At 63.6% G+C, this 23,897-nt stretch carries 16 protein-coding genes and 1 pseudogene; 10 read left to right on the forward strand and 7 right to left on the reverse strand.

Going from position 1 to position 23,897, the window contains the following annotated elements; genetic code table 11:
- Nucleotides 1-91: 91 nt before the first annotated feature.
- Together M1E16_RS11775 and M1E16_RS11780 are read right to left on the reverse strand one after the other, a co-directional pair.
- Nucleotides 92-1,876, reverse strand: coding sequence for an IlvD/Edd family dehydratase (locus M1E16_RS11775; RefSeq protein WP_434674206.1), 1,785 nt, complete (start codon nt 1,874-1,876; stop codon nt 92-94).
- 46 nt (nt 1,877-1,922) lie between these two features.
- Nucleotides 1,923-3,104, reverse strand: coding sequence for a fumarylacetoacetate hydrolase family protein (locus M1E16_RS11780; RefSeq protein ID WP_458130001.1), 1,182 nt, complete (start codon nt 3,102-3,104; stop codon nt 1,923-1,925).
- A gap of 113 nt (nt 3,105-3,217) precedes the next feature.
- On the opposite strand from M1E16_RS11780, the gene M1E16_RS11785 reads away from it, so the two are divergent.
- The 5 genes from M1E16_RS11785 to M1E16_RS11805 all read left to right on the forward strand — a co-directional run bounded on the left by M1E16_RS11785 (nt 3,218) and on the right by M1E16_RS11805 (nt 8,546).
- Nucleotides 3,218-4,156: a LysR family transcriptional regulator gene (locus M1E16_RS11785; RefSeq protein WP_305495087.1), complete on the forward strand. Its 939-nt coding sequence runs from the start codon at nt 3,218-3,220 to the stop codon at nt 4,154-4,156.
- Between the two features lie 306 nt (nt 4,157-4,462).
- Nucleotides 4,463-5,845 carry an MFS transporter gene (locus M1E16_RS11790; RefSeq protein ID WP_458130002.1) on the forward strand — a complete coding sequence of 461 codons (1,383 nt, stop codon included), beginning with the start codon at nt 4,463-4,465 and terminating at the stop codon, nt 5,843-5,845.
- Nucleotides 5,842-6,582 (forward strand): SDR family oxidoreductase, encoded by a 741-nt coding sequence (locus tag M1E16_RS11795; protein ID WP_458130003.1) that lies wholly within the window; start codon nt 5,842-5,844, stop codon nt 6,580-6,582. Before M1E16_RS11790 ends, M1E16_RS11795 begins: the two co-directional genes overlap by 4 nt.
- A 25-nt stretch (nt 6,583-6,607) precedes the next feature.
- Nucleotides 6,608-7,456, forward strand: a complete 849-nt coding sequence (locus tag M1E16_RS11800; RefSeq protein ID WP_434652058.1) for an ureidoglycolate lyase — start codon at nt 6,608-6,610, stop codon at nt 7,454-7,456.
- A gap of 187 nt (nt 7,457-7,643) precedes the next feature.
- Nucleotides 7,644-8,546 (forward strand): hypothetical protein, encoded by a 903-nt coding sequence (locus tag M1E16_RS11805; RefSeq protein WP_458130004.1) that lies wholly within the window; start codon nt 7,644-7,646, stop codon nt 8,544-8,546.
- Between the two features lie 11 nt (nt 8,547-8,557).
- Here the strand turns inward: M1E16_RS11805 and M1E16_RS11810 are convergent, their stop codons facing one another.
- The 4 genes and pseudogenes from M1E16_RS11810 to M1E16_RS11825 form a co-directional block, all read right to left on the reverse strand.
- A complete protein-coding gene (locus M1E16_RS11810) occupies nt 8,558-11,653 on the reverse strand; it encodes a multidrug efflux RND transporter permease subunit (protein ID WP_458130005.1) in 3,096 nt (1,031 codons plus the stop codon).
- A 3-nt stretch (nt 11,654-11,656) separates the two neighbouring features.
- Nucleotides 11,657-12,823, reverse strand: a complete 1,167-nt coding sequence (locus M1E16_RS11815) for an efflux RND transporter periplasmic adaptor subunit (RefSeq protein WP_458130006.1) — start codon at nt 12,821-12,823, stop codon at nt 11,657-11,659.
- 94 nt (nt 12,824-12,917) lie between these two features.
- Nucleotides 12,918-13,673 (reverse strand): methyl-accepting chemotaxis protein, encoded by a 756-nt coding sequence (locus M1E16_RS11820; protein WP_458130317.1) that lies wholly within the window; start codon nt 13,671-13,673, stop codon nt 12,918-12,920.
- Nucleotides 13,674-13,823: 150 nt separating this feature from the next.
- A pseudogene (locus tag M1E16_RS11825) lies at nt 13,824-14,969 on the reverse strand (PDC sensor domain-containing protein); the annotation flags it as partial.
- A gap of 452 nt (nt 14,970-15,421) precedes the next feature.
- On the opposite strand from M1E16_RS11825, the gene M1E16_RS11830 reads away from it, so the two are divergent.
- The 4 genes from M1E16_RS11830 to M1E16_RS11845 all read left to right on the forward strand — a co-directional run bounded on the left by M1E16_RS11830 (nt 15,422) and on the right by M1E16_RS11845 (nt 21,146).
- Entirely contained in the window at nt 15,422-16,870 is a 1,449-nt protein-coding gene (locus tag M1E16_RS11830; protein WP_434674212.1) for an APC family permease, read from the forward strand.
- 85 nt (nt 16,871-16,955) lie between these two features.
- Nucleotides 16,956-18,377: an aldehyde dehydrogenase family protein gene (locus M1E16_RS11835; protein WP_458130007.1), complete on the forward strand. Its 1,422-nt coding sequence runs from the start codon at nt 16,956-16,958 to the stop codon at nt 18,375-18,377.
- Nucleotides 18,378-18,388: 11 nt separating this feature from the next.
- Nucleotides 18,389-19,738: an aminotransferase class III-fold pyridoxal phosphate-dependent enzyme gene (locus M1E16_RS11840; protein WP_434674214.1), complete on the forward strand. Its 1,350-nt coding sequence runs from the start codon at nt 18,389-18,391 to the stop codon at nt 19,736-19,738.
- Between the two features lie 82 nt (nt 19,739-19,820).
- Complete coding sequence (locus M1E16_RS11845; RefSeq protein ID WP_458130008.1) at nt 19,821-21,146, forward strand: hypothetical protein; 1,326 nt, start codon at nt 19,821-19,823, stop codon at nt 21,144-21,146.
- Between the two features lie 177 nt (nt 21,147-21,323).
- Here M1E16_RS11845 and M1E16_RS11850 read toward each other — a convergent pair whose 3' ends face one another.
- Entirely contained in the window at nt 21,324-22,076 is a 753-nt protein-coding gene (locus M1E16_RS11850; RefSeq protein ID WP_305495061.1) for an IclR family transcriptional regulator, read from the reverse strand.
- A 274-nt stretch (nt 22,077-22,350) separates the two neighbouring features.
- Here M1E16_RS11850 and M1E16_RS11855 point away from each other — a divergent pair, with 274 nt between their 5' ends.
- On the forward strand, nt 22,351-23,892 hold the full coding sequence (locus M1E16_RS11855) for an acetolactate synthase large subunit (protein WP_458130009.1): 1,542 nt from the start codon (nt 22,351-22,353) through the stop codon (nt 23,890-23,892).
- Nucleotides 23,893-23,897 lie beyond the last annotated feature (5 nt).

Consider the following 23,897-nt stretch of genomic DNA (forward strand, 5'->3'; position numbering starts at 1 on the left):
AGGGAAATAAGTCAGACAAGGGGACGGGTAACGTAGGACGCTTCTTTAAGTGCTCTGAAGCGCCCGGCCATTCACAACCGGGCGCTTCGAGTCAGTGCGAATGCCGCGGCTCGCCACTCCGGGCGATTACCCGCAAATGCAACGTGGCCGGCTCCAGGCAGCCGCCGGTGGACAGCTGCCCGACCAGTTGCCGATAGAGTTCCTGCCAGGGCGTTTGCGAGGGCGGGATGCTCGGTGTCCATTCGCGACGGCGCCGTTCCATTTCGGCCTCGTCGACCAGCAGGTTGACGGTGCGGGTGTTCAGGTCCACTTGCAGCCGGTCGTTGGTTTGCAGCAGCGCCAGGCCGCCGCCCACCGCCGCTTCAGGGGACATGTTGAGGATCGACGGGCTCGCCGAGGTGCCGCTCTGGCGGCCGTCACCCAGGCAGGGCAGGGAGTCGATACCGCGTTTGATCAGCGCTGCGGGCGGCGCCATGTTCACCACCTCGGCGCTGCCCGGATAACCCACGGTGCCAACGCCGCGAATGACCAGGATGCAGCGCTCGTCGATGTCCAGCGCCGGGTCGTCGATCCGCGCGTGGTAATCCTCCGGCCCTTCGAACACGATGGCCCGGGCTTCGAAGCTGTTTTCGGCGCCGGGCTCGGACAGGTAGGTCTTGCGAAACGCCTCGCCGACCACCGACATCTTCATGATCGCGCTGTCGAAAAAATTGCCGCTGAGCACGATGAATCCAGCGCGATGCTTGAGCGGGGTAGCAAACGGGTAGATCACATCGGCGTTGCTGGTCAGGCTGCTGCTGACGATTTCGCCAATCGATTTGCCGCTGACCGTGGCGCAGTCTTCGTGCAGGCGCCCGGCCTTTTGCAGTTCATGCATGACTGCCGGCACGCCACCGGCGCGGTGGAAGCCTTCGCCGAGGTACTTGCCGGCCGGCATGCAGTTGACCAGCAGCGGCACGTCTTCGCCAATCCGCTGCCAGTCGTCCAGGCTCAGTTCGACGCCCATGTGCCGGGCGATGGCAATCAGGTGCGGCGGGCAATTGCTCGATGCGCCGAGTGCCGAGGCGACGGCGATGGCGTTTTCGAACGCCTCTCGAGTCATGATCCGGGATGGGCGCACGTCCTGGCGCACCAGTTCGCAGATGCGCTTGCCGGTGGCGTAGGCCATCTGCCCGCGCTCGCGATAGGGCGCCGGAATGCTCGCGCAACCGGGCAGCGACATGCCCAGGGCTTCGGCCAGGGCGTTCATCGACAGCGCGGTACCCATGGTGTTGCAGTGGCCCACGGAGGGCGATGCCGCCGTGGTCATTTCCATGAAGCCTTCGTAGTCGATTTCGCCGGCGGCCATCAGGTTGCGTGCGTGCCAGAGCACGGTGCCGGAGCCGATCAGTTCGCCCTTGTGATGGCCGTCGAGCATCGGCCCGCCGGAGAGCACGATGGCCGGCAGGTCGGTGGTCGCCGCCGCCATCAGGCAGGCAGGGGTGGTCTTGTCGCAGCCGGTGGTGAGCACCACGCCGTCCAACGGGTAGCCATGGAGGATTTCCACCAGGCCCAGGTAGGCCAGGTTGCGATCCAGGGCAGCAGTGGGCCGGCGCGACTGTTCGGCGATCGGGTGCACTGGGAATTCCATCGGGATGCCGCCAGCGTCGCGAATACCAGCCTTGACCCGTTGCGCCAGCTCCAGGTGATGACGATTGCAGGGCGTCAGGTCGCTGCCGGTCTGGGCGATGCCGATGATCGGCCGACCCGATTGCAGCTCTTCGCGGGTCATCCCGTAGTTCATGTAGCGCTCGACATACAGGGCGGTCATGTCCGCGTGAGCCGGGTCGTTGAACCACTGCTCGCTGCGCAGGCGGCGTTTTGGCGTGTCACTCATGATTCATTTCTCTCTTGTAATTGGATGAATCGACGATCTGTCGGGCTCAGCGATCGAGCAGCCCCCGCGCGGCGAGATTACGCAGCAAGGCGCCGACGCCGAAGGTCCAGGGCGCGGCCTCGCAGCTGTGAGTCACCTGATTATGCAAACTGCCGAGCAACGGGCTGCTGATACTGACCCGGTCGCCCAGTTTGTGGGTGAAACCGCTGCCGGCGTGGTCGCGATCCTCGGTGGGGGCGAACAGGGTACCGAGAAACAGCAGGAAGCCATCCGGGTATTGGTGGTTGGCGTTGAGTGTCTGGCCTGCGAGGTCCTGCGGGTCGCGGCTGATCTGGCTCATGGAACTGCAGCCGTGCAGGCGGTACCCGTCTTCGCCGTGTACCTGGAGATCGACCTCGCAGGCCCGCACGTCGTCCAGGCTGAAGTGTTCATCGAACAGCCGAATGAACGGCCCGATGGCGCACGAGGCATTGTTGTCCTTGGCCTTGCTCAGCAACAACGCGCTGCGGCCTTCGATGTCCCGCAGGTTGACGTCGTTGCCCAGGGTGGCGCCGTGGATCTGACCGCGGCTATTCACCGCCAGCACCACTTCCGGTTCCGGGTTGTTCCATTGCGAGGCTGGATGAATGCCGATCTGGCTGCCGCTGCCGACGGCGGCCAGCACCGGCGCCTTGGTGAAGATTTCCGCGTCCGGCCCGATGCCGACCTCCAGGTATTGCGACCACATGCCCTGTTCGATAAGGAAGGCCTTGAGGCGCATGGCTTGCTCGGAGCCCGGGACGATCGAGCGCAGGTTGTCGCCAATGACGCTGTGCACCGTCGCGCGCACGGCTTCGGCCCGGGCCGCGTCACCACCAGCCTGCTCCTCGATCACCCGCTCGATCATGCTCGCGGCGAAGGTCACGCCGGCGGCCTTGATCACTTGCAAGTCCAAGGGCGGCAACAGGAAGGGCCTGGCCGGGTCAGCATGCATGCCGGTGTTGGCCAGCAGCGCGTCGACGCTGGCGATGAACGTGCCCGGCGTTTGCCTGACCGCTGTCAGCGGCGAGGGCGCTTCCAGCAAATCGCTCAAGGTCGCGAAACGCTCCGACAGGTCGAACACTCCGTCGCTGCGCAGTACGATTGGCGAAGGCCCGGCGATCCGCCCAGGGACCCAGGCACGACCAATCAGGGTGCCGGCCAGGCCATCGACCGGCAGCGTGTTCTCGGGGGTAAGCATCAGCGACATGGGCAGTCTTCCTGGTTCGTAAAGCTTTCAAGCTAGGGCGCGCTGGTGATGAACTCCAATGAGATATATTCAGTATCTGATAACGTCCGGTTATTGCATCGTGAGGGTTGCCCATGTCCGATCTGTCCTTTTCCAGCTTCTGCGGCTGGCTCAAATTCCGCCATCTGCTGCTGATCGATACCTTGGGCCGCACCTGCAACATGCACCTGGCGGCCGAACAGATGAACCTCAGCCAGCCGGCGGTGAGCAAGATGCTCAAGGAAATCGAGAGCCTGCTCGGCTTTGCCCTGTTCGAGCGGCGTCCGCGCAGCATGCCGCCCACCGCGCTGGGCGAGCATGTGCTGCGCTACGCACAGATCGCTTTGAATGACGCGCGCTCGTTCGTCGAACAGATCAGCAGCCTGCGGGAGGGCGGCCATGGTTATCTCAAGGTCGGCGGGATCTTTGCCGCGACCGCGGTGGCCCTGCCCGAGGCGATTCTGCAGATCAAGCAGCGCTGGCCGTTGTTGTCCATCGAGGTGGTAGAGCAGACCAGCAATCACCTGATGAAGATGCTGGAAGAGAAGAAGCTCGACCTGGCCGTGGCGCGGTTTACCGAGCAGAGCCAGCAGCAGCGCTACGACTTCCAGCCCCTGGCTCCGGAACCGTTCTGCATCGTCGTCAATGACCGGCATCCGCTGGCAGACGCCGGGCCGATATCGCTGCAGCAACTGGTGGACCTGCCGTGGATTCTCTACCCGGTCGGCACGCCGATCCGCGCCCGCATGGAACTGGCGTTCGCCGAAGCGGGCGTGCGGATGCCGCGCAACACCATCGATACGATTTCCATGCAGACCTTCCTCCAGGTGCTGAAACGCGGCCCGATGATCGGCATGTTGCCCAATGCCATGGTCGATCCGCTGCTGGAAAGCGGCCAGCTCAAGACCCTCGATACCCCGTTGCACCTGGTGCCGCAGGATTACGGCATCCTCACGCGAAAGGACGAGCCGCTGGTGGGCGCGGCGCTGGAGTTTGCCGAGATCCTCAAGGACAACGCCCGCCAGAGTGGTTGACAGTGCCGCCGCCTTCGCGAGCAGGCTCGCTCCCACAGTGGATTTTCTACTGATGTAAATCACAACCCCGGTGGGAGCGAGCCTGCTCGCGAAGACATGGGTCCAGCCAGCACCAAACCCCGTGGCGAGGGAGCTTGCTCCCGCTGGGCTACGCAGTAGCCCCTCGGATTCCGATAACAACTGGTTATCAACTAATCCAAAAATGCCATTGGGAAAGAATCGATCCACGACAGTAGAGTCCTCGTTCAATCGCCGGATGAGCCGCTCATTCGACGTGACCCAATAACAACAATCAGGGGTTACCTCATGCAAACCATCTCCGAGCCGTTGCCCGCCCAGGCGCAAGCCGGCGAACTGGATTTCGAAGACCGGACCTACCGCAAGGTGATCTGGCGAATCCTGCCAGTGCTGCTGTTGTGCTACATGGCGGCGTACCTCGATCGGGTCAACATCGGCTTCGCCAAGCTCGACATGCTCGCCGAGTTGCAATTCAGCAACACCGTATACGCCTTGGGCGCCAGTATGTTTTTCTGGGGCTATTTCCTCTTCGAAGTCCCTAGCAACCTGTTGCTGCATCGCCTGGGCGCGCGGTTCTGGATCGCCCGGATCATGCTCAGTTGGGCGGTGATCTCCATGGCCGTGGCCTACACCGTGCCGTTGGCGGGGTTCTTTCACGTCGAATCGAGCACGATGTTCTATGTGCTGCGTTTCCTGTTGGGCATCTGTGAAGCAGGCTTTTTCCCCGGCGTGATCCTCTACCTCAACTACTGGTTCCCGACCCACCGGCAGAGCCGGGTGATGTCCGGGTTCCTGCTGGCGTTGCCGGTCAGCCTGACACTGGGCGGGATCCTGTCCGGGTGGCTGATGAACAGTATGCAAGGCGTGCAAGGCATGTCCGGCTGGCAGTGGATGTTGATCATCGAGGGCATTCCGTCGATCATCATGGCCTTCGTGGTGATCGTCTGCCTGGCCGATAACATCGACAAGGCCAAGTGGCTGTCGGCAGCGGAAAAGGCCATGCTCAAGGCCAACCTGCAAACCGACAACCAGGGCAAGGCTTCGCGCTTGAGCGAAGTGTTCTTCAACCCTCGCGTCTGGTTGCTGGTGCTGATCCTGCTGACCTTCAACACCGGTTTCTACGGCCTGGCCTTCTGGATGCCGTCGATCATCAAGAGCACCGGCATCACCAACAGCCTGCACATCGGTTTGCTCACCGCCATTCCTTATTCGGTGGCCGTGGTCGCGATGCTGCTCAATGCGCGGCACTCCAACCGTACCGGCGAACGGCGCCTGCACGCAGCCATCCCGGCATTCATTGGTGGCGCCGGGCTGATCCTCAGCGCGTTTTTCGCCGATAACCTGGTGTTGTCGGTGCTGTTCCTCAGCGTCTCCGCCTCGGGGATCCTCAGCCTGATGCCGATTTTCTGGACCTTGCCGGGCACTGTGCTGTCGGGCGTTGCCGCCGCAGCCGGGATCGGCATGATCAACGCGATCGGCAACCTGTCGGGCTTCACCGGTTCGATGATCACGGCCGTGGCGGAAACCCTGACGGGTAATATCAACAACGGTACGTACGTTCTCGCCCTGTGCCTCTTGGTCAGCGGCGGGTTGATCCTGGCCATCCCCGCCTCGATGCTCGGCAGGACGCCCAAGACCGCGCCCACGGCCGCGCAACTGGAGACCGCATGAACCTGCAGAACAAGCGGGTACTGGTGACGGCGGCGGGACAGGGCATCGGCCTGGCCAGCGCCGTGGCCTTCGCCCGGGCCGGCGCCGAGGTGTTCGCCAGTGACATCGATATTCGCGCGCTGGCGGGCATCGAGGGGGTCACGCCGATGCTCCTGGATGTCACCTCGGCCAGCGCCATCGACGCTGCCCGCGAGCGGATTGGCGGGCTGGACGTGCTTTTCAATTGCGCCGGCTACGTGCACAGCGGCACCATTCTCGATTGCGACGAAGCCGCCTGGGCGCGCTCGATGGACCTCAATGTCAGCGCCATGTACCGCATGATCCGCGCGTTTCTGCCGGGTATGTTGGCGCGTGGCGGCGGGTCGATCATCAACATGTCGTCGGTAGCGTCCAGTATCAAGGGCGTGCCCAATCGTTTCGCCTATGCTGCCAGCAAGGCGGCGGTAGTCGGGCTGACCAAGTCCGTCGCCATCGACTTCGTCAGCCAGGGTATCCGTTGCAATGCGATATGCCCGGGCACCGTCGACTCGCCTTCGCTGCGCCAGCGCATTGCCGACCAGGCGGCGCAGCAGGGGGTCAAGGAGGAACAGGTCTACCGGCAGTTTCTCGACCGCCAGCCCATGGGGCGCATCGGCAACACCGAGGAGGTCGCGCAACTGGCGCTGTACCTGGGCAGCGACGCATCTGCCTACACCACCGGGACGGTGCACGTCATTGACGGTGGCATGAGCCTCTGAATTTTCACTTGAGCAGGAGCACTTCATGAAACTGTTGCGTTACGGCGAAAAAGGTTCGGAAAAGCCCGGGCTGCTGGATGATGACAAGCAGATCCGTGACCTGTCGGGCCACGTGCCAGACATCGCCGGGCAAGCCCTGGCTCCTGAAAGCCTGGCAAGACTCGCCGCCATCGACCCGCGCAGCCTGCCGGTCGTGGGCGGCCAGCCGCGGATCGGCGCGTGCGTCGGGCAGGTCGGCAAGTTCATCTGCATCGGCCTGAACTACGCCGACCATGCCGCCGAGTCGAACATGGAGGTGCCGAAAGAACCGATCATCTTCAACAAATGGACCAGCGCCATCTGCGGACCGAACGACGATGTCCAGATTCCCCGTGGCTCGCTCAAGACCGATTGGGAAGTCGAACTCGGCGTGGTCATTGGCAAGGGCGGGCGCTACATCGACGAAGCGAACGCCATGGAGCATGTCGCCGGTTATTGCGTCATCAACGATGTGTCGGAACGCGAATGGCAACTCGAACGCGGCGGCACCTGGGACAAGGGCAAAGGCTTCGACACCTTCGGCCCGCTTGGACCCTGGCTGGTGACGAAGGACGAAATCGCCGATCCCCACGCGCTTGATCTGTGGCTGGAAGTCGACGGACATCGTTATCAGAACGGCAATACCCGGACGCTGATCTTCAGCGTGCCGCAACTGATTGCCTACCTGAGCCGGTGCATGAGCCTGCAGCCCGGCGACGTGATCTCGACCGGGACGCCACCGGGTGTCGGCCTGGGCATCAAGCCCAACCCGGTGTTCCTGCGCCCGGGCCAGACCATGCGCCTGGGCATTCAAGGTTTGGGTGAACAGCGTCAGGTGACGGTGCAGGCGGACTGATCACTGGCTTTACCGCCGTCTTCGCGAGCAGGCTCGCTCCCACAGAATCTCCGCCTCCCTGTGGGAGCGAGCCTGCTCGCGAAGACGCGGGTCCAGCCACACAGGAATGGGCACTCTGGAGAGACTGTTCGCGCAATCAAAAATCGCCCAAGATGCGCGACCCGTTTCAAGAGAAATGACGCCCTCCATGCGCGACGACGCCCACACGCAGTTCTTCCGCTTCCAGACCCCTGATCCAGCCATCGGTCCGCGTGAGCAGGCACCGATGCTTGCGCAGGAGCTGGCCTGGGCGCGGGACCGTGCGTCCATGCATGACTTCAGTTGGTTGGTCGTACTGCTGCCGCCATTGAGCATGGGCCCGGTGCTGCCGGGCGTGGTGTTCCTGGCGGGCCTGGGCCTGGTCCAGAAGTTGTTCGCCCCGGACCTGGACGTTGATCGGATCGTCGGCGACTCCTTGGGCTGGCTGGCGCTGGCGACGCTGCTTTTCGTGGCGGGGTGGATACTGTCCAATTACCTGCGCGATTCGCGCGACCCGACCAAGCACTATTGGCAATCGATGCCCGATCAAGGGCTGGTCGAGCTTGAGCGTCACACGCTGATCTCGGCCATCAGTCTGTGGGCGAACGACTTTGATCCCGATTGCAGCAGCCTGATGTTATGGAAAAACGACAAGCTGGTGCGGGTGCAAAGCTCCGGCGTGTCGCAGTGGATCCTGGCGATGACCACGGCCGGCCATTGGCTGGTGCTCAAGGAGGAATCTCCCGGCGATTTCTGCTACCGACGGGTAGGGCAGCTGCCCGCGCCTGAGAAGCAGATGCAACCCCGGCAGCAACTGGCGATTGCCTTCGCTCCCGGCACCCAGTTGGCGCTTGGCCGGCGTTTCGACGGTGCGCCTTTGCCAATGACGCAGACGTCTTACTGGATGTCTGCCGATGAGATCAAGCGACTCGCGCAGATTGCCCATCACTGGATGTTTTTCCCGCCCGACCGTTATGCGGTGGTCAATGCTGATGATGCCGGTTGGGTACGACGTCTGGCGGACAAAGCCCTGGCCAGCGTCCAGAGCCAGGCTGTGCCACAGGGCAATTAGCGTCGCCAGCCTCAACGCGTTTTGCTGCGCGCGACTCGCTTCATCACCACCACGAAAAACACCGGGACAAACACCACCGCCAGCGTGGCGCTGATCATCCCGCCGATCACGCCGGTACCAATCGCCTGCTGGCTCGCCGAGCTGGCCCCGGTGGCGATCGCCAACGGGACCACGCCGAGGATGAACGCCAGCGAGGTCATGATGATTGGCCGCAGGCGCAGGCGCGCGGCCTGGAGCGTGGCGTCGAGCAGGTCATGGCCATCGTCATAGAGGCTCTTGGCGAATTCGATGATCAGGATGGCGTTCTTCGCTGACAGGCCGATGATGGTAATCAGGCCGATCTTGAAGAACACATCGTTGGGCATGCCGCGCAACGACACAGCCATTACGGCGCCGAGCACGCCCAGCGGTACCACCAGCAACACCGAGGTCGGGATCGACCAGCTCTCGTACAGCGCCGCCAGGCACAGGAACACCACCAGCAGCGACAGGCCCAGCAGGATCGGTGCCTGGCTGCCGGACAAGCGCTCCTGCAAGGACAGGCCGGTCCATTCCTGGCCCATGCCCTTGGGCCCCTGGGCCACCAGCCGTTCGATCTCGGCCATGGCTTGCCCGGTGCTGTAGCCCGGCGCCGGTTCTCCGGAAATACTCACCGCCGGGTAACCGTTGTAGCGAGTCAACTGTGCCGGCCCCTGGGTCCAACGCGCCTGGACAAACGCCGACAACGGCACCATCTTCCCATTGCTGTTGCGTACGTGAATCTTCAGCAGGTCCTCGACCTGGCTGCGCTGGTCACCCTCGGCCTGGACCACCACCCGCTGCATGCGGCCCTGGTTGGGGAAGTCATTGATGTAGGCTGAGCCCACGGCCGTGGACAACACGCTACCGACGTCGGCAAAGGAGATGCCCAAGGCATTCGCCTGTTTCCGATCCACTTCCAGTTGCACCTGCGGCGCTTCCGCCAGGGCGCTTTCGCGCACATTCATCAGCACCGGGCTTTTATCCGCGGCAGCGAGCAGATCGCTGCGGGCCTGCATCAGCGTGGCGTGGCCGAGGCCGCCGCGGTCCTGCAAGCGGAACTCGAAACCGCTGGAGGTGCCGAGGCCGTCCACCGGCGGTGGCAGCACGGAAAACACCATGGCGTCCTTGATTCCAGCGAAGGCCTGGTTGGCGCGATCGGCGATGGACGCCGCCGAATCGTCGCCACCGCGCTTCGACCAGTCTTTCAGCGTGGTAAATGCCAGGGCCGCATTCTGCCCGCTGCCGGAGAAGCTGAAGCCGAGGATGACCGTGCTGTCGCCGACCCCAGGCTCGCCGGCATTGTGCGCCTCGATCTGCTCCACCACCTGCACCGTACGATTCTTGCTGGCGCCCGGCGGCAGTTGGATGTCGGTGATGGTATAGCCCTGGTCTTCCACCGGCAGGAACGAGGAGGGCAGGCGGCTGAACAACAGGCCCATGCCCACCAGTAGCACGCCATAGATCAACAGATAGCGGCCGCTGCGTTTCATCGCGTAGGCGACCCAACCCTGGTAACGGTTGCCGAACCGGTCGAAGCCACGGTTGAACCAGCCAAAAAAACCGCCCTTTGCATGGTGATCGCCTTGGGTGATCGGTTTGAGCAAGGTCGCGCAAAGCGCCGGGGTCAAGGTCAGCGCGAGAAAGGCCGAGAACAGGATCGACGTCGCCATCGACAGCGAGAACTGCTGGTAGATCACTCCCACGGAACCCTGCATGAACGCCATCGGAATGAACACCGCCACCAGCACCAGGGTGATGCCGATGATCGCCCCGGTGATCTGGCCCATGGCCTTGCGCGTCGCTTCCTTGGGCGACAGGCCTTCCTCGGCCATGATCCGCTCGACGTTTTCCACCACCACGATGGCATCGTCCACCAGGATGCCGATGGCCAGCACCATGCCGAACATGGTCAGTACGTTGATCGAGAACCCCAGCGCGAGCATGGTCGCGAAGGTGCCCATCAGCGCCACCGGCACGACGAGGGTGGGGATCAGCGTGTACCGGATGTTCTGCAGGAACAGGAACATCACCGCGAACACCAGCAGCATCGCCTCGCCGAGGGTATAGACCACCTTGGTGATCGAGACCTTGACGAACGGCGACGTGTCGTAGGGAATCTTGTACTCCACGCCGGCCGGAAAGTAGCGCGACAGCTCATCCATCTTCGCGCGCACCAGGGTGGCGGTGTTCAGCGCGTTGGCGCCCGGCGACAGCTGCACGGCCACAGCGGTGGAGGGTTTGCCGTTCAGGCGCGTGGAGAACTGATATTCCTGGCTGCCGATTTCCACCCGTGCGACATCGGCGATGCGCACCGTGGAACCGTCGGGGTTGGCCTTGAGCACAATGTCGGCAAATTCCTGCGGGGTCGAGAGCTGGCCCTTGACGACGATGGTCGCGGTGATTTCCTGGGTGCTGCGGCTCGGCAGGTCGCCGAGGCTGCCGGCCGAGACTTGGGCGTTCTGCGCCACGATGGCAGCGTTGACGTCGGCCGGGGTCAGGTTGAAACCCAGCAACTTCTGCGGGTCGATCCAGATCCGCATGGCTCGCTCGGCACCGTACAGCTGGGCCTTGCCGACACCGTCGAGGCGCTTGATCTCGTTCATCACGTTGCGCGCCAGGTAATCGCTGAGCGCCACGTCGTCGAGCTTTCCGTCGCTGGAGGTGAGGGTGATCAGCAGCAGGAAGCCGGCGGAAACCTTATCCACCTGCAAGCCCTGCTGGGTAACCGCCTGCGGCAGGCGCGACTCCACGGCCTTGAGGCGGTTCTGCACGTCGACCTGGGCCAGTTCCGGGTTCGTCCCCGGTTGAAAGGTCGCGGTGATCGTCGCGCTGCCGAGACTGCTCTGGGATTCGAAATACAACAGATTGTCGGCGCCGTTGAGCTCCTCCTCGATCAGGCTGACCACGCTCTCGTCTACCGTCTGCGCCGAAGCGCCCGGGTACACCGCGTAGATCTCGATTTGCGGCGGAGCCACGACCGGGTACTGCGCCACCGGCAGTTGCGGAATGGCCAGGATCCCGGCTAGCAGGATGAACAGCGCGACGACCCAGGCGAAGACGGGGCGGTCGATGAAAAAATGCGGCATGGCTTAGTGTCCTGCCTGTGGCCCGGGAACCTGGGCGAGGGGGAGAGGGGCGTCGTCGACCTGGACATGTTCGCCGGGACGGGCGTGCTGCAGGCCTTCGACGACGATGCGATCGCCCGGCTTCAAGCCTTGCGTGACGATCCAGCGATCGTTCTGCGCCGCGCCCAGTTGCACCGGTTGCTGACTGACCTTCTGCTCGGCGTCCAGCAGCAGCACCTGCGCGACGCCGGCGCTGTCGCGCAGGATCGCCCGTTGCGGCACGGTGATGCCCTGGCGGTTGACCGCCTGTTCCAGGCGTACGCGAATGAAGCTGCCGGGCAGCAGATCGAGGTCGGGGTTGGGAAACTCGCTGCGCAGGGTGATCTGGCCGGTGCTCGGGTCGACGCTGAGGTCGGTGAACAGCAACTTGCCGGGCAGCGGATAAGGGCTGCCGTCGTCCTGGATCAAGGTGGCCTTGGCCTGGCCCTGGCCGACGGCTTGCAGCTGCCCCGCACGGAACGCCCGACGCAGCTCGTTGAGTTCGCGGGTCGATTGGGTGAGGTCGGCGTGGATCGGGTCCAACTGCTGGATCAGCGCCAGTGGCGTGCTTTCGTTCTGCCCCACCAGCGCGCCTTCCGTCACCAGGGCTCGACCGATGCGCCCAGAAATCGGTGCGGTCACCGTGGCGTAGCCCAGGTTCAGCTTCGCCCGTTCAACGGCGGCTTTGTTGGCGGCGACGTCGGCTGCGGTCTGGCGCACGGCGGCCCGGGCATTGTCATATTCCTGGCCGCTGATCGCTTGGTCATCGATCAACTGGGCATAACGCTGCGCCTGCAACCGGGCCTGGAACGCATTGGCCTCGGCCTTGCGCAACGCCGCCTCGGCGCTGTCCAGGTCGGCCTTGAACGGCGCCGGGTCGATGCGAAACAACACGTCGCCCTGCTTGACGTCGCGGCCTTCTCGAAACACTCGCTGCAAGACCACGCCGGCTACCCGTGCACGGACCTCGGCCACCCGTGGCGCGGCGATACGGCCACTCAGTTCGTTGCTGATCGACAGTGGCCCGGCCTGGACGGTCTCGATACGCACGCTTGCCAGCGGCGCCGATTCTTCCGGGGTCGAGGCGCTGTCACAGCCGCTCAGCAACGCCCCGACCAACAGGCCCAGTGTGACGAAAGGAATCTTGGACATGGTGCTTCCCCAATATTGAACCGCCCATGGTAGGGACCGGAGCCAAGGTCAGGGGTGAAGCTTTGTAGGCGCTCTGTGAAATTGTGTAACCGCGCTAGATCCGAAAGTGCTCCACCAACTGCTGTTGATGGTTGGCCATGGCATGCAGCGAGTGGCTAGCCTCGGAGGCTTCGTGCATCTGGCCGCTCAAGGTTTCGCTGATGCCGCGAATGCCGCTCACCCGGTGACTGATGTCTTCCACCACCGAGCTTTGTTCCAGGGCTGCGCTGGCGATCTGCTGGTTCATCTGTTCGATCACTTCCACGGCCCGGGTGATACGTTGCAGTGCCCCGTGGGTCTGCTCGACCTGGACCACGCTGCCCCTGGCCAGCTCGCGGCTCGACTGGGTGCTGTGCACCACGTCCTGGCTCAGTTGCTGCAACGCTTCGATCACCGTGCGTATCTGCTCGACCGAGTTCTGCGTGTTGCTCGCCAGATGCCGGACTTCGTCAGCCACCACCGCGAAGCCGCGCCCCTGTTCGCCGGCGCGGGCCGCTTCGATAGCGGCATTCAAGGCCAGCAGGTTGGTTTGCTGGGCGATGGCGCAGATGACGTCGAGCACCTGGCTGATCTGCTGGCTGTTGTCCGCCAGTGTCTTGACCTGCCCAAGCGTTGCCTCCAGGCGCTGGTCCAGGGCATCGATGCTGTTGACGGCACTGGCGAACATTTCCTGCCCCGATCGACTGGCATTTTCGGCCACCGTTGCGGCATCGGCGGCCTGGTGGGAATGGCGGGCAACCTCCTGGGCGCTGGCGCTCATTTCGTGCAAAGCCGTCGCCGCCAGTTCTACCTCGCGGTATTGCTGCTGCATGCCCGTGCTGACTTCGCGGGCAACCCGCGCCGAGGTGTTGGCCGTCTCACGGGTGTCGAGGGAGGCCTGCTGGATATCCCGGATGATCGGTTGCAGTTTGTCGAGAAAACGATTGAAGCCGTCGGCCAGTCGGCCCAGTTCATCGTGCCGGGTGTTGGGCAGCCGCTGGGTGAGGTCACCGTCGCCTTCGACAATCGCATCGAGCATATGCGCCACCCTCAGCAGTGGCCGGGTCACGCCGTATGCGCTGAGCCAGACAAGCAACAGGCCCAGCCCGGCGCAGAGCAAGCCGAGGCTGAGGTTGAACCCGTTGGACTGGCGCTGCTTGTCGTCCAGTTGCGTCTGCATGTGCAGGGCGGGCGCCTGCACCAGTGCTTCCGGCACGCGTATCTGCAATTGCCAGGGATTGTTGGCCGGAGCGGTTTGCACCGTTTGCTGCACATCGACCGAAGCGCCCGCCACGGCGCCGCTGTGGCCGGCAATCTGCCCGGAGGGGGAGAGAATACTGATCTCGCTGTGGCCGGGGTACAAGTCATCGGCAAGGCTGGCGGCGAGTTGCTGAAGGGTATCCAGGCTGATGTCCATGCCGACGATACCGATGACTTTGCCCTCGTCCAGCAGCGGTATGGAAATGCTGCTCATCAGGGTCTTGCGGCCTTCGACTTCGATCGCGTAGGGCTCTGTTACGCATGTGCGCCCCTGGGTCTGCGGGCAGATGTACCAGGCATTTGTCGGCTCGCTGCCCGGTGGCGCGGTGTTGGCGCTGATCTGGGCTTCGCTGAGCACTTCTTGCACCAGATGGCCGGGTTGGCTTTGTGACCAGTACAGGGCAAAGCGGCCGTTTTCATTGCCGGCCAGGTCGCGCTGCCCGGAGAAACCGGCGTCTGGACCGACCAGCGCGTCGGGAAGCAGCACCACGTAGAAACCGAGGACTTTTTCGCGATTCGCAAGGGCCTGGCGCGTTGCGGCGATCAGGTCCTGGCGCAGTTGCCCTGGCGTCAGTCGCCCGTGCAATGCCTGGGTGCGCAGTTGAAGCACTTGTTGGTCAAAGCCTTCGCCATAAATCGCTGTTTCGCTGAAAAAACGCTCCACCCGCTGACCGTGTGCCAGGGCCTGTGCCCGCAGGCCTTCCAAGGCCGATTGCCCTAGCAGCTGGCTGCTTTGCTGCTTCAGCAGCGTCGCGCCTTGCTGGTTCTGGTACAGCGAGGCAACGGTCAACGCCGCAACCACGGCGAGCAGGCACAGACCGCTCAACAGCGTGATCCGCCATTGGATAGAGAGACGAGCGAAGAACATGCTGAGGTTTCCTGCGCTTGGGGATTTTTATTGTTTTGGGCCCAACAGCGTTTGAACGGCGGGCCAGACTATCTTGCGGCAGGAAACGCCGCCCGGTTATCCCGAATCGGCAGCGTCTGCGCGTCGTCATTGAGCCAATACGCATCACTCATGAACACGCCGAATCCCTGTGGCGAGGGAGCTTGCTCCCGCTGGGTCGCAAAGCGGCCCCCAGTTTTCGGCCTGCTGCGCCCGAAGCGCCGGACCGGTCCAGCGGGAGCAAGCTCCCTCGCCACAGGGGCTGAGCCACTTTGGGGCATCGCTTCGGATGCTGCCGTTTTGGGATAGCGCAGGGTTCTGGCGAGGGCATAGCATCGGTTCCAGCGTACAACCAGAACAATAAGCTTTTGGCGAACGGCGCCGTTGGCCGTCCCGATCCCGCAACACTGCCTCATACAATAAGGTCAAGAACAATGAGCGTATCTTTCCCGATCAATAGCTCGACGGAGTTGAAGCGCGGCGCCCTGGGTGTTGGCTTCATCATCTTCTTTGTGATTTCGGCGGCGAGCCCCCTGAGCGTGATCGCCGGTGGCTTTCCCATCGGCATCATGCTCGGCAACGGCGCCGGTACGCCCGCGCTGCTGCTTCTGGCGTTATTGGTGTTGCTGGCCTTTTCGGCGGGGTACACCGCCATGTCCCGGCACATGACCAATGCGGGCGGCTTCTACGCCTTTACCTCCCGTGGCCTCGGTGGGTTGGCGGGCGGGGCGGCAGGCGTGTTGGCGATGTTTGCCTACAACATTCTCCAGGTCGGCCTGTACGGGATGTTCGGCGGTGTGGTCAGTGGCACGATGGCCAGCATGTTCGGCCTGGAATTGCCGTGGTGGGCTTATTCGCTGCTGGCGATGGCGAGCGTTGCGATTCTCGGCTATCGCAAGATCGACCTGTCGGCCCGTGTGTTGTCGGTAGTGGTCATTGCCGAATACCTGGCGATCCTGACGCTGGACTTCGCCATGCTCAAGTCCGGTGGCGACAGTGGCATCAACCTCGATTCGTTTGACCGCAGCCACGTATTCAGCGGCACGCCTTCGATCGGCCTGTTGTTCTGTTTTGCCGCCTTCATCGGCTTCGAGGCCACGACCATCTACGGGGAGGAGGCGAGGAACCCGCAGCGCACGATTCCCATTGCCACCTACGCGTCGGTGCTGTTGATCGGTGGTTTTTATGCGCTGTCGGTCTGGGCCATGGTCATCGGCGTCGGGGCCGACAAGATCGTCCCGACCCTGCAGGCGCTGCAGGATCCGACCACGTTCATCTACGGCCTGTCCGATCATTTTGTCGGCCCGCAGCTGACCCAGGTCATCCGTGTGCTGTTCATGGTCAGCATCTACGCCGGGCTGCTGGCGTTCCACAATGCCGCGGCGCGTTACTTCTACGCCATCGGCCGGGACGGGCTGCTGCATAGCCGGTTGGGGACGACCCATCGCGTACACCAGAGTCCACACATGGGCTCGGTCCTGCAAAGCCTGATTGCCGCGGTGGTGGTGCTGATTTTCGCCGCGCTGGACGCCGACCCGATCCTGCAACTGTTCGCCTGGTTCTCCAACCTGGCCACCCTCTGCGTCATCCTGCTCATGGCGCTCACTTCGGCTGCGGTGCTGGTCTATTTCCGCAAGCACCCGGAACTGAAACTCGGGCTGTGGCGCGGTCGGATCCTTCCCGGCTTTTCATGCCTGGCGTTACTCGCGGTGCTAGTCCTTGCCGTGCTGCATTTCGATGTGCTGACCGGCGCGAGCCAGCTCTTGTCCTACGGCCTGTGCGCCGTCATTCCCGTCGCGCTGATCGTCGGCGTGTTCCTCGCCGCCCGACTGCGCAAGGTCGCGCCCGAGCGATACAGCGCACTGGGTAGCCACAAGCTCTAGGGCGCCAACCCGGCAACGCCAGTCACCCAGAAAACCCGTTCGCTGCCGTTCCGCACGGTCCGGCAGTGCGTGAAAGGAAGGTTCCATGCACGATTATCAAATGCTCATCAATGGGCTCCCGGTCAACGGTGAAAATGGCCACTTCGATGTGCTCAATCCGACCACCGGTACCGCGTTCGCCCGTTGCCCGGCCGGTTCCCTGGCCCAGTTGGACCTTGCTGTCGAAGCGGCCCAGTCGGCCTTTATCGAATGGCGACACAGCAGCCACGAAGACCGCCGCCGACGTTTGCTGGATATCGCCGATGATATCGAGCAGGAGGCCGACGCATTGGCCCGGCTCATCGTCCTGGAGCAGGGCAAGCCGCTGGCGCTGGCGTTCTCCGAAGTGATGGGCGCGGCGGCCTGGACCCGCTATGCCGCCGAGCAGCAGATTCCCGTCGAACTGGTGGAGGAGACCCCGGCCCAGCGCATCGAGCTGCATCGCAAACCCTTGGGCGTGGTGGCCTCGATCACACCGTGGAACTGGCCGTTCATGATCGCCGTCTGGCACATCATGCCGGCGTTGCGGGCCGGCAACTGCGTGATCAGCAAGCCTTCAAGCCTGACACCCTTGAGCACCCTGCGCCTGGTGGAAATCATCGCCGGTCATGTGCCTCATGGCGTGATCAATGTGGTGACCGGTGAACAAGGTTTCGGCAGCGCGATCACTGCCCACGCCGGCATTCAGAAGGTTGTCTTCACCGGCTCGACCGCCACCGGCCAGAGTGTGATGCGCGGCGCCGCCGCCAACCTCAAGCGCCTGACCCTGGAGCTGGGCGGTAACGATGCTGCGATCGTGCTGCCCGGCACGCCGGTCGAGGCGGTGGCCGAGGATATTTTCCAGGCGGCCTTCCTCAACATGGGCCAGACCTGCGCCGCCCTCAAGCGTCTGTACGTCCATCAATCCCAATACGAGGCCTTTGCCGATGCGTTGACGGTCATTGCGGCGCGCCAGGTAGTGGGCGATGGCCTGGAGCCCGAGGTGACCTTCGGCCCGGTGCAGAACGCTGAACAATTGGCGCTGGTGGAGGCGCTGGTAGCCAACGCCCGTGGCCATGGCGGGCGGGTACTGTGTGGCGGCGCGCGACTGGACCGGCCGGGCTTCTTCTACCCGCCAACCCTGGTCGCCGACGTCACCGATGGCCATCGCCTGGTGGACGAGGAACAGTTTGGCCCGGTGTTGCCATTGATCGCCTATCAGGACGTCGAGGATGTCCTGCGCCGCGCCAATGCCGGCGACATGGGCTTGGGCGGCTCGGTCTGGGGCAGCGATATCGAGCAGGCCCAAGCATTGGCCAGTCGCCTCGAAAGCGGCGTGGCCTGGGTCAACTGCCACGCGCAGATCCAGCCGAATACGCCGTTTGGCGGCAGCAAGATGTCCGGGTTCGGCGTCGAGTTCGGCCTTGAGGGGTTGCTGGAATTCACCGGCCAGCAACTGCTGTACGTACGCAAGCGTGAAACACAGTGAGGACTGCAACCATGTACGAGCACTACAAGACAGCGCAAAAGAAATTCTGGCATCCGATGAGTTCATCGGCCCCCGCGAACCGCTCGAAGACGTTGGTCATTGCCCGGGGCGACGGCAACTACATCACCGACATCGAAGGCCATCGCATGCTCGACGGTGTCGGCGGCTTGTGGAACGTGAACGTCGGCCATAACCGTGCTTCGGTGAAGGCGGCCATTGCCGCGCAGATGGATGAACTGGCGTATTACCAGACCTTCGACGGCATCGCGCATCCTCGGGTGTTTGATCTGGCCGAGCGGCTGACGTCGATGTTTGCCGAGGAAAACATGGAGCGGGTGCTGTTCAGTTCCGGTGGTTCCGACGCAGTCGAGACCGCGTTGAAAATGGCCCGCCAATACTGGATCGCCAGCGGCGAACCCGGACGCACGCGCTTCCTGTCGTTGCGCAACGGTTACCACGGCGTGCACATGGGCGGCACCTCGGTGGGTGGCAACGGCGTCTACCACTACAACCATGGGCCGCTGTTGGCCGGCTGCCATTTGCTCGACACGCCCTGGCTGTACCGCAACCCCTGGGACTGCCGCGACCCGCAGGAGCTCACCGCCCACTGCATTCGTCAGTTGGAGGACCAGATCGCCTTGCTCGGTGCGCAGACCATCGCCGCGCTGATCGCCGAGCCAGTGCAGGGCGCCGGCGGCGTGATCGTCCCGCCTGCCAACTACTGGAAGAGCCTGCGCGAGGTGTGCGATCGCCACGGCATCCTGCTGATCGCCGATGAAGTGGTGACCGGTTTCGGCCGCACCGGCTGCATGCTCGGCAGTCGTGGCTGGGGCGTCGCGCCAGACGTACTGTGCCTGGCCAAGGGCATCACGGCCGGCTACGTGCCCATGGGCGCTACCGTGTTCAACCGGCGTATCGTCGAGGCGATCGAGAACGGGCCGGGTTTCAGCAGCGTGATCATGCATGGCTACACCTACAGCGGACACCCGACCGCTTGCGCCGCGGCTTTGGCGGTGCTGGACATCGTCGAGGCCGAAGATTTGCCGCGCAACGCCGGCAAGGTCGGCGCCCAGTTGCTGGAGCAACTGCAACCGTTGGCTGAGCGTCACGCGGTGGTCGGCGAAGCGCGCGGCAAGGGCTTGATGATTGCCCTCGACCTGGTGGCGGACAAGGCCACCCGTGAACCGCTGGACCCGGCCACCGGGCTGGCCTCGCGCATCGCCGAGCATGCGCGCCGCGCCGGCGTGCTGGTGCGCCCGATCGGCAACAAGATCGTCCTCTCGCCGCCGCTGACCCTCACCTCCGATGAGGCCGGCTTGATGGTCGACGCGCTGGATGACGCGCTCGCCAACTGCCGCTGACCCGGCCCACCGGCGTAGCGTGCTGCGCCGGCTCCCCAAATAAAAAAGCAGCCTGCAAAGGCGCACCACAAGGAGCTCAGCCATGCGGTCCCTAGCGCGTATGGAATTTTTCGGCAGCGGTCTTGCCTGCACGCTGGCGCTCTGCGCCGCGAGCCAGGTCCAGGCCTATGAGCTGTATGCCGATGACGACACGCACCTCAACGCCGACATGCTCGCGGTGTTCGGCCATTTCAACAGCCGCAAGAATTACGACGGCAGGTCCGGCGGTTCGACTTGGCGTGAGGGCTTCATCAAGTACGGATTAAGCGGCGACCAGGGTCTTGCCGGCCATGGCACCGCCTACGGTGCGTTCAATCTGGTCAGTTCGGCCACCTGGGGCGATGGCGACGCGGCCGGCAATACGCTGGGCAGCGAGCGCACGACGAAGATCGAAGACGCTTACCTGGGCTGGCGTTCAGCCGATCTGTTCCCGGTGCTGGGACGGGACGGTATCGATATCTCCGGCGGCCGCCAGGTGGTCAAGCTGGGCCGGGGATTCCTGATCAACGATGACGGGCCCAACCTGGGCAAAGGCCCGGCGGACGGACGTTTGAACCGCGGTGGCGCCTATTACCTGGCCGCCCGGCATGCGTTCGACCAAACCGCCGTGTTGCGCCTGGGCGGGCAGGATGGGCTGCACGGCAGTGTGCTGTGGCTCAAGTCCGACAACCGCGCCCAGGCCGAAACCGAACTGGCCGCCGGCACGCTGGACTACACCACCCAGGCCGGTACGCTGGGGCTGACCTGGGTGCATGGCATGGACGTGAACGACCGCTGGGCCAGTGATTTCCAGCGCCAGCGCAAGGGCATGGACGTCTACAGTGTTCGCGGCGAGGGCGATGCCGGTATCGAGAACGCCAGCCTGGCCTTCGAATACGCCTGGCAAGACAAGGACGCCGGCCCGCAGAGCGCCTGGTACGCCGAGGCCGGCTACACCTTTGCCGATATCGCCTGGACGCCGAAGCTGACCTACCGCTACACCCGTTATTCGCAGAAATGGGACTCGCTGTTCACCGGCCAGAGCACCGGTTACGGCACCTGGTTCCAGGGCGAAGTCGCGGGGAACTATGCCGGCCCGTTCAACAGCAATACCGGCATCCACCATCTCGGCCTGACCGCCAGGCCATTGGAAAACCTGACCCTCGGTGCGTTGTACTTCGACTTCAACACGGTGCGTAAGGACAACGCCCTGAACCTGGATGCCCGGGAGCTGGACCTGTATGCCGAGTGGGCGGTGAACGAGCATTTGATCGTCACGCCGCTGGTAGGCCTCTACAAGCCGGATCGGGATGCGACAAACGGTGGCAATCAAGTGGCGGGCAATGGCACCAATGTTTATAGCCAGGTGACGGTGGCAGTGCCGTTCTGAGGCAGGGGCTGTTCGCTAAACCCTGTGGCGAGGGAGCTTGCTCCCGCTGGGTCGCGCAGCGGCCCCTCTTTTTTGGGCCTGCTACGCCCGAAGCGTCGGACCGGTCCAGCGGGAGCAAGCTCCCTCGCCACAGGTTGGGTGTTTTTTTAAGTGGTCGGTATGGCGCAAGATCCCTTTCTAGCCCACAGCGGGCGGATTTTGCATCCGTTCGGCAATCCGCCGGGTGGTGTCCATGACCATTTCAATCACGGTTTCCTGGCGCAGCAGCTTGAAGCTGTGGGTGCTGCCGACGGCCGAAAGGCTGCCCACCACTTCATCGAGCCCGGGATTGATGATCGGCGCCGCGATACCGGTCAGCCCTTGATTGAGCTCATCGTGCGTCAGGCAATAGCCGTCCTTGCGGATCTTTTTTGTCGCCTTGGAAAAGCCCGCCCAGTCGTAGGTGTTCGCGGGGTCGTTGGCCAGGTGCTCGTCGAACAGGCGTTGCAGCCGCCGACCTTTCTGGAAAGCAATCAGTACCTTGGATTGGGCACCGCGAAAAAACGGCAGCGGGTGGCCGCGGCCGAATGAGAACTGGTAGGTGTCATTCGGGTCGGCGATGTAGGTATTGATGATGTGGCCGTCATAAAAAACGCTGGCGAACACGGCGAGGCCGGTCTGTTCCGACAGCTCATGCATCAGCTCGCGCCCGGCGACGAGGATCGGGTCGTACTGACGCATCATCCAGTCAAGCTCGATGATGCGCGGCCCCAGGCCGTAGCTGCCGGCATCCACCCGGGTCAACAGGCCCGCGTCACACAAGTCCTTGACGTAGCGGTACACGGTCGCCCGCGACAGGCCCATGCGTTCGGCAATGGTATCGGGGTCGATCTTCAGTCGATCCGGGCCGAAGAGGTCCAGGACGCTCAGCATTTTGCTCAGGCTGCTCATTTCGCTCCTAAAGGGGGAGTGGCGCGTAGGTGGCCGTTTGGGTGAGCACTATAGGTAGGCGCGTCGCTGATGAAAAGCCTGCGAGGTCGTCCATGCGTGCGCTGCCAAGGTAACCCAATACCTGAGAAATACAAGTCTCAAGACCGGCGTTTAAGCTCGATAAAATGACTTAAATCTCAAAATACGAGTTTTGCGTTAAAAAATAACTTGTCTTGTCGATTTTCATGTGTGATAAATCTCAGCCACTGCAAACGCTCGATGAAGAGGGCTGGAAATGAATGGTGCGCAACTGATAGTGAAGGCGGCGGTGGCAAGCGGTATCGAGTACTGCTTCGCCAACCCCGGGACGACCGAGATTCCCCTGGTAGCGGCCATGGCCAGCGCGCCAGCCCTCAAGCCGGTGTTGTCGTTGTTCGAAGGGGTATGCACCGGTGCCGCCGATGGTTACGGCCGGATTGCCGGCAAGCCGGCGATGACCCTGACCCACCTCGGGCCGGGTTTTGCCAATGGCATCGCCAACCTGCACAACGCCCGTCGCGCCAACACGCCGATCGTCAACGTCATCGGCGACCACGCCTCATGGCACGTCAATTACGATCCGCCGCTGGCGAGTGATATCCAGGCGTTGGCCGGGAGCGTATCCGGTTGGGTGCGCACCTCGCGCACGGCAGCGGGCATTGGCGAAGATTTCCAGGAAGCGGTGCGCGCCGCCTGGCAAGCCAAGGGCCAGATCGCCAGCCTGATCCTGCCGATGGATCTGCAAGCCAGCCCGGTGCAGCGGGAAAAAGCCTTCAGCTCTTTGCAGGCCCCGGTCCGGCGCTTTGCCGGTGATCGGGTCGAGACAGTAGCGCGGGCGCTGCGTGACGGTCGGCGGCTGGTGTTCATCGTCGGCGACCAGGGCCTCTCGGTCGCCGGCCTGGAAGCGGCGGGGCGCCTGGCCCGGTTGGCCGGCGTGCGGATGTTCGCCGAAACCTTCCCGCGCTTGAGCTATCGCGGCGGTGGCCTGCCGGACCTGGATCGCCTGCCTTACTTCCCCGAGGTGGCCATCGAAATCCTCGACCAATACGACGCTGTGGTCTGCGCCGGCGTCCCGGAGCCCATCAGTTACTTCGGCTACGAAGGCATTGCGTCGCGGCTGGCGGAGCGTGAGCGGCTGTTGTGCCTGGCCGAGGTGGGCGACGACGTTGCCGGAGCGCTCACCGCACTGGCCGATGCGCTTGAGGCGCCGGCGCATATATCTACGCCGATCGGGATCGAGCTGCCCGCCGCCGAGGCTGAACTGACGCCTCAGTCGGTCGGGCAGGTGCTGGCCGCGTCGCTGCCGGACGACAGTATCGTTTCCGTCGAAGGCGGCACGTGCGGTTATCCGTTTTTCACCGCCTCGGCCCATGCCGCGCGGCATCGCGTATTGACCAATACCGGCGGCGCCATCGGCCAGGGGATTCCGGTGGGATTCGGCGCCGCCATGGCCGAGCGGGGCAACAAGGTGTTCTGCCTGCAATCGGACGGCAGCGCCCAGTACACCATCCAGACGTTATGGAGTATCGCCCGCGAACAACTGCCGGTGGTGATCCTGATCGCGGCCAACCATCGCTACGCGATTTTGCAGAACGAACTGCGCCGCTTCGGCATGACCGAGCTGGGCCCCGAGGCCTTGAGCCTGACGGTGCTGGACCGTCCACGCATCGACTGGAAAGCCCTGGCCAGAGGCTACGGCATGCCGGCCAGCACGGTGCATACCAATGGCGAGTTGCAGCGCGCCCTGGCAAACGCCAAGGCCGACGGCGGCCCGTGCCTGATCGAAATGGCGCTGTGAAGGAG

The organism is Pseudomonas sp. Z2-11, from assembly GCF_054161305.1.